Raw genomic sequence first — 2,500 nt, forward strand, 5'->3', positions numbered from 1 at the left:
ATTAGACATCAAGAAAATAAAGGGCGGTATTTCACCGTTGACTCCCCTACGACTAGCGCCGCAGGATCAAAGCCTCCCGCCTATCCTACACATCATCTACCCAATGTCAATGTGAAGCTATAGTAAAGGTGCATGGGGTCTTTCCGTCCCGTGACGGGTACACGGCATCTTCACCGTGACTACAATTTCACCGAGCTCGCGGCTGAGACAGTGCCCAGATCGTTACACCATTCGTGCAGGTCGGAACTTACCCGACAAGGAATTTCGCTACCTTAGGACCGTTATAGTTACGGCCGCCGTTTACTGGGGCTTCAGTTCAAAGCTTCGCAGCTTGCGCCACTAACTTCCCCCCTTAACCTTCCAGCACCGGGCAGGTGTCAGGCCATATACCTCATCTTTCGATTTCGCATAGCCATGTGTTTTTGTTAAACAGTCGCCTGGGCCATTTCTCTGCGACCCTCCATTGCTGAAGGGCACCCCTTTTCCCGAAGTTACAGGGTTAATTTGCCTAGTTCCTTAGCCACGACTCACTCGAGCACCTCAGGATTCTCTCCTTGACTACCTGTGTCGGTTTGCGGTACGGGTACCTTATCAATTAACGCTAGCGGATTTTCTCGGAAGTCTGATTACACTCTCTATCAATTCGGCCGAAGCCTCCTCGTACTATTGGGTTTCAGCATCAATTACGGATTTGCCTGTAAAAGATATACCTACGCCTTTCAACGCCCACTTTCGTCAGGGCGCGGAGTTGTCACTGCTCCTTCTCCACTTCGCTCAATAAGGTAGTACTGGAATATTAACCAGTTGGCCATCAGCTTCGCCTTTCGGCTTTACCTTAGGACCCGACTTACCCGCGGCTGATTGACATTGCCGCGGAACCCTTAGTCTATCGGTGGACGGGGTTCTCACCCGTCTTATCGTTACTTATGCCTACATTTGCTTTTCTATCCGCTCCACCGTCCATTACCAGACGACTTCTCCGCAAATAGAATGCTCCCCTACCACAGTATTACTACTATCCAAAGCTTCGGTACTACACTTATGCCCGATTATTATTGATGCCCTGTCGCTCGACCAGTGAGCTGTTACGCACTCTTTAAATGAATTGCTGCTTCCAAGCAAACATCCTGGCTGTCAAAGCAACTGGACCACCTTAGTTCAACTTAGTGTAGATTTTGGGACCTTAGCTGTTGGTCTGGGTTCTTTCCCTCTCGGACACGGACCTTAGCACCCATGCCCTCTCTGCGGAATATATTTAATAGCATTCGGAGTTCATCAGGATTTGGTAGGATGTGACTCCCCCTAGTCCTATTGGTAGCTCTACCTCTATTAAACTTAACTTCCACGCTGCCCCTAAAGGCATTTCGGGGAGTACGAGCTATTTCTCAGTTTGATTAGCCTTTCACCCCTACCCTCAGTTCATCCAAAAACTTTTCAACGTTTACTAGTTCGGACCTCCATGGGGTGTTACCCCCACTTCATCCTGACCAAGGGTAGATCACAAAGTTTCGCGTCTACTCCCACTGACTATGCGCCCTATTCAGACTCGCTTTCGCTCCGGCTGCGGACTTCAAAGTCCTTAACCTCGCCAGTGACAGTAACTCGTAGGCTCATTATGCAAAAGGCACGCCATCACTCCATCTCGGAGCTCTGACCGCTTGTAGGCGTACGGTTTCAGGTTCTATTTCACCCCGTTATTCACGGTTCTTTTCACCTTTCCTTCACAGTACTGGTTCACTATCGGTCTCTCAGTAGTATTTAGCCTTACCGGATGGTGCCGGCAACTTCAAACGGGGCGTCTCCGACCCCGCCCTACTCAGGATACCACCTCTCTCTACAAATTTACATTTACGGGGCTATCACCCTCTATGGCCGGCTTTCCCATACCGTTCAATTTCTTTGTAGTTCAATTATGTGGTCCTATAACCCCTAACCAGCCGTAACTGGGTAGGTTTGGGCTCTTGCGCGTTCGCTCGCCACTACTGGCGCAATCACTATTGTTTTCTCTTCCTCCAGGTACTTAGATGTTTCAGTTCCCTGGGTTTGCTCACCTTGCGGTGTACCATGGCTTCACCATGGTGGGTTGCCCCATTCGGACACCTGCGGATCAATTCGTATTTGCCAATCCCCGCAGCTTTTCGCAGCTTATCACGTCCTTCTTCGCCTCTGAGAGCCTAGGCATTCCCCATACGCCCTTATTTACTTCTCTTTTAATTAAGACTACTATATTTCAATAGTAGCCCCCATTACCTATATGCTCGCTAATCTGATCTGAATTACTCCAAACCAAATCGCTTAATATTTAAACAATTAAGATCGCTCTTAATCATTCTTACTATCTACTCTTCTTTCAATATGTCAATGAACTCCTTTGTCAATATTATCCACTTTCATCGTAGGCAAATGGCTTATCTGCTCTTACTATCCTGTGGTATCAACAACGCGATAATTCGTTAATGTGATGATTCGGTGATGTGATGATTATTACACCATCTCTACC

Annotated in this window: 1 rRNA gene; it reads right to left on the reverse strand. The window is 48.0% G+C overall.

The window, feature by feature from the left end:
• Positions 1 to 2,209 (reverse strand): 23S ribosomal RNA (locus SanaruYs_RS19830); the annotation flags it as partial.
• Positions 2,210 to 2,500 lie beyond the last annotated feature (291 nt).

The organism is Chryseotalea sanaruensis, from assembly GCF_003990915.1.
Taxonomy (GTDB): Bacteria; Bacteroidota; Bacteroidia; order Cytophagales; family Cyclobacteriaceae; genus Chryseotalea; species Chryseotalea sanaruensis.